The sequence below is a fragment of the Microcystis sp. M20BS1 genome, from assembly GCF_020245305.1.
GTDB classification, from domain to species: domain Bacteria; phylum Cyanobacteriota; class Cyanobacteriia; order Cyanobacteriales; family Microcystaceae; genus Microcystis; species Microcystis ichthyoblabe_A.
Genome location: NZ_JADBUZ010000185.1, coordinates 1 through 3,689 on the forward strand (window position 1 = coordinate 1; position 3,689 = coordinate 3,689).

4 protein-coding genes are annotated in these 3,689 nt (G+C 41.2%); 3 read left to right on the top strand and 1 reads right to left on the bottom strand.

Annotated elements, in window-relative coordinates; translation table 11 throughout:
• Nucleotides 1-404: 404 nt before the first annotated feature.
• A complete protein-coding gene (locus tag IM507_RS17955; RefSeq protein WP_069474331.1) occupies nucleotides 405-1,343 on the top strand; it encodes a glycosyltransferase family 2 protein in 939 nt (312 codons plus the stop codon).
• Between the two features lie 235 nt (nucleotides 1,344-1,578).
• Here IM507_RS17955 and IM507_RS17960 read toward each other — a convergent pair whose 3' ends face one another.
• On the bottom strand, nucleotides 1,579-1,920 hold the full coding sequence (locus IM507_RS17960; protein WP_069474330.1) for a hypothetical protein: 342 nt from the start codon (nucleotides 1,918-1,920) through the stop codon (nucleotides 1,579-1,581).
• A 34-nt stretch (nucleotides 1,921-1,954) separates the two neighbouring features.
• Here IM507_RS17960 and aat point away from each other — a divergent pair, with 34 nt between their 5' ends.
• Nucleotides 1,955-2,536, top strand: a complete 582-nt coding sequence (gene aat / locus IM507_RS17965) for a leucyl/phenylalanyl-tRNA--protein transferase (RefSeq protein ID WP_123230269.1) — start codon at nucleotides 1,955-1,957, stop codon at nucleotides 2,534-2,536.
• Between the two features lie 578 nt (nucleotides 2,537-3,114).
• The gene (locus IM507_RS17970; protein WP_259679016.1) at nucleotides 3,115-3,567 is read left to right on the top strand and encodes a metallophosphoesterase; all 453 of its coding nucleotides are present in this window, start codon (nucleotides 3,115-3,117) and stop codon (nucleotides 3,565-3,567) included.
• Nucleotides 3,568-3,689: the final 122 nt, after the last annotated feature.

The following is a 3,689-nucleotide window of genomic DNA, read 5'->3' on the forward strand; positions in this document are numbered from 1 at the left end:
GAATGCTTCGCCCCTACAGGACGCGGGCCGATGAAGACGCAAGGTTTTGAACGACGATTCTCTCAAAATCTTGCACCTGTTTCGCGAGAAAAGCCCCAAAACCTTTACTTTGCCTACATTTCAAATTTATTCAGCAAACCCTATCTAAAATTAAATCCCTGACGATGTTAGCGATCGCAAATTCACCATAAAAACTTCTGGAGGGGATGTAAGACCAAAAGCTGGGCGTAAGTTCGTCTTAAGGCAGTCCCCCGTGAAATAGGAAGCTCTCAACGACCTTGAGAGTAGTTCAAAGGCACTGTCTAGCAGTAATCTATTAAGTTGACAAAAGGGATACTTTAGCAGAATATTTAGCGTAGTAGCCGCCATAAAAACACTGCCTTTGTCCGTTCAATCTCTCGAAAATGCCGAAATATTCGCTAATTATTCCGATTTATAACGAGGAAGAAACCATTCCAGAACTCTATCGCCGTGTCAGTGCCGTCATGGATAGTTTAGATGATTCTGTGGAACTGATTCTGATTAATGATGGCAGTGGGGACCGGTCCTTAAAATTAATGCGGGAACTACAGGAAAGAGATGCTAGGGTCTGTTACATTAGCTTTGCTCGCAACTTTGGCCATCAGGCAGCAGTAACAGCAGGACTAAATTTCGCTAGGGGTCAAGTTATTGTTGTCCTCGATGCCGACTTGCAAGATCCACCGGAATTGATTCCCAAAATGATTGAGTCTTGGCAAGCAGGTTATCATGTGGTTTACGCCCAGAGAACAAAACGGAAAAAAGAAAGTTGGTTTAAACGCCTAACTGCCTACGTTTTCTATAGATTGCTGCGACAATTAGCCGACGTGGATATCCCTGCGGACACGGGGGATTTTTGTCTGATGGATCGTCAGGTGGTGGAAGTATTAAATTCTATGCCAGAACGGAATCGTTATATTCGCGGTTTGCGCGCTTGGATTGGTTTCCGACAAACTGCTGTTAAATTTGAGCGGGATCCCCGGTTTGCTGGCGAAGTCAAATACACTTTTAAAAAATCCCTAGCTTTAGCGATTAATAGCTTGGTGTCTTTTTCTAAGATTCCCCTGCGTATTTCCACTTATTTAGGCTTATTTTCTGCTTTAATTGCCCTGTTGATGGCTTTACTGGTTCTCTACTGGCGCTTACAGCAACCCGACTCTCCTGTTACTGGTTTAGCTACTATCTTGATCGCTGTGTTTTTCTTGGGTTCGGTACAATTGATCAGTATTGGCATATTAGGGGAATACGTCGGGCGAATTTACGAAGAAGTTAAAGGCAGACCAGCCTATACAATCGCTGAGATCGCTGGGTTGGAAATTAATTAAACCTTCCCAACAACTATCAATTAATTCTTGTCGATTAAAGATTTTGTTAACTTCTTAAATAAGCAATAAGCTGTTGACTATCTAAATTACTGGTTAAGACCGCCTATGATCGAGAAGAGAGGGTTTGATCATTTGTCCTAAAATTTCTAATAGGCAGTGCAGCTTACCCCATTCGTACAAAAAAATTAGCAGAGCAGCTAATAGAAATTAAACTCCAATAGCAGAGAAAAACTGTCTAACTTTGCCCACAACAGCGATTGATCCCTAAACTATCTAAAATTAAATCACTAACGGCGTTAGCGATGGCAAATTCACTATAAAAACTTTCGCGGAAATCAAAAGCTTGCATCTCGGTAACGATCGCAATCACCAAGTTACCGAGATCGTTTTCCCCTTCCAAACGCTGACGCAGAAAAATTTGACTAGCACGTTCAGCGATAGTATCGTTAATAGCTTCGGGAATAAATTCCGCATCTAACCAACGATGCAAAGCGGTGCGCAGCCAAGTTTGTTCCTGTTGGGGGTTTTCGATCGGTGGTAAAGTAATAGGCGGAATTGGTGCGGGATGATCGGGCATAATTAGAGAATGATCAGGCTACGAGACTGAATTCTTGGGGGGAGTTGTGGATACCGCCTCTATTATACAAGGATACGCACGCGGTTACTTTCTCATGGCTGATGAGGGGGGGCGATTGGATTGGTATTCTAGTAAAAATCGCGCTCTTATTCCTCTAGATCGGCGTTTTAGCTATCCCAAGTCCCTAAAACGAGTTTTGAATCAAAATCGCTTTACCGTGGCTATTAACCGCGATTTTGCTGGGGTTTGTGCCGGTTGTGCCGATCGCTCGCTGACTTGGATTTCCCCGGAGTTAATCCAAATCTATCAGCAATTACACCAGGCTGGTTGGGCCCACAGTTTCGAGACTTGGCAAGGGGATCAATTAGCGGGGGGGATTTTAGGTTTAGCAATTCGCGGGGTTTTTATCGGAGAATCGATGTTTTATAAAATTCCCGATGGTTCTAAGGTAGCCATGGTCAAGTTAGTTGAACACCTCAGAGAACGGGATTTCTGTCTATTTGATGCCCAAATGCAAAATCCCCATCTGGCTAGATTTGGGTCCTATACTATCCCCGAAAAAGAATATCATCTCCTATTGAAAAGCGCTCTGTTGAAGCATTGCCATTTTGTTTAAGTATTGTTTCCGATTGTAAGTAGCTAGACACAATCTAAGTACAGGACAAGGTGGCGCATCTTAACAATTTTTGACAAAATCAACTTTGTCTGAGTTGCTTACCCAGTCGGCGATTTAGGCATATTTGAGGAGAATTGGCCATCTCAATTGTTAAGCAAAAATCGACCAAATGTTAAGATTTCGTAACTATTTTGATTGACTTGTATCACCTGAAATGCCCATGAGGATCACAAAATTGGCCAATTGTCAATAGCTTTTGAGATGCTCTCATCCTGATTGGCGCGAGTTATGCTATACTATAAGCTTAGGCTTTTCGTTACTTGGCATGATTCGATCAGGGGGCATAAATCGAAGCAATGTCTTTCTGTGTAAGGGTTTTATCCTTTATAACCCCCCTCCATTGCATAGCACAAACCGAAGAGCCTAAACTGCTAAAAGCTGAACTTTTTCTGGATCGGCTAGAAGAAATCACAGACCAAGCTTCTGACGGTATTCAGAAAGCCAAGCTTTAAACCGTTCGCAGTACCCAAATCAAACTATCTCTTTCATTTAATCAACTCAAACTACTGGAGAGGCTCATGGTTGAAACTACAACAAAACTCAAAAAGTTTACGATTTTACATTCCAATGATATGCACGGCGACTTTTTAGCGGAGGCTAAAACTGGACAAGGTGGTTTGATCGGCGGGTTATCATTGCTTTCTGGTTATATCAATCAAGTGCGTCAAACGGAAAAAAATACACTTTATGTTATTTCAGGTGATATGCTTCAAGGTTCGATGATTGATACCGAATTTAAAGGCTTATCAACCATGGAAATTATGAATTACCTAGCACCTAATGTAGTGACTTTAGGAAACCACGAATTAGACTATGGCTTTCCTCATTTGCTCTTCTTAGAAAAAATGGCAAACTTTCCTATTGTTAATGCCAACTTGTACATTAAAAAGTACGGTAAAAGGTTGATGAACCCCTATATCATCCTCAATGTAGATGGATTTGATGTTATGTTCATTAGACCTCTTGCATAATTTTTTTATGGTATAATATAAGGTTTTGCTTTTTTCTCAATTCTTAGATTGAAGTGGAAAAAAGAATAAAATGTGATCTTAGGTCAGGAAATCATCTATAATTTTGCTATGTTTATTAGCAA

Bases quoted from the DNA above. Each gene is read 5' to 3' on its own strand.
- IM507_RS17970 (WP_259679016.1), top strand. From the start codon at position 3,115: ATGGTTGAAACTACAACAAAACTCAAAAAGTTTACGATTTTACATTCC.
- IM507_RS17955 (WP_069474331.1), top strand. From the start codon at position 405: ATGCCGAAATATTCGCTAATTATTCCGATTTATAACGAGGAAGAAACC.
- IM507_RS17960 (WP_069474330.1), bottom strand. From the start codon at position 1,920: ATGCCCGATCATCCCGCACCAATTCCGCCTATTACTTTACCACCGATC.